This window comes from Thermus sp. FJN-A, assembly GCF_054655095.1.
The window spans coordinates 1-236 of the sequence record NZ_BAAHSC010000224.1 but is presented as its reverse complement, the minus strand read 5'-3'; the positions used below and the strand labels follow the sequence as shown (position 1 = coordinate 236).

Sequence of the window (236 nt, the reverse complement as noted above, 5' to 3'; positions counted from 1 at the left end):
GGCGCGGATGTGCTGGCTCCCCACCTCCTCAAAGCGGGGGGGCCTGCCGTGGCGCTCCCGGAACCAGCGGGCGAAGAGGCCCGCGTCCATGAGGTACTCCTTGGCGGTGCGGGGGGAGCGGCCCTCCTCCATCTCCAGGTACCGGCGGAAGCGGGCGAAGAGCTCGGCGTGGGGGTCAGGCTGGCTCATGGGACCTCCTTCGGGGGGCGGGCCCGGAGTGCCCTCGAGGGCCCCCG

1 protein-coding gene is annotated in these 236 nt (G+C 74.6%); it reads right to left on the bottom strand.

Going from position 1 to position 236, the window contains the following annotated elements; all coding sequences use genetic code 11:
- Positions 1 to 189, bottom strand: a 189-nt coding sequence (locus ACYQ0J_RS13490; protein WP_460170215.1) for a site-specific integrase, incomplete at its 3' end; no start/stop codon positions are given.
- Positions 190 to 236: the final 47 nt, after the last annotated feature.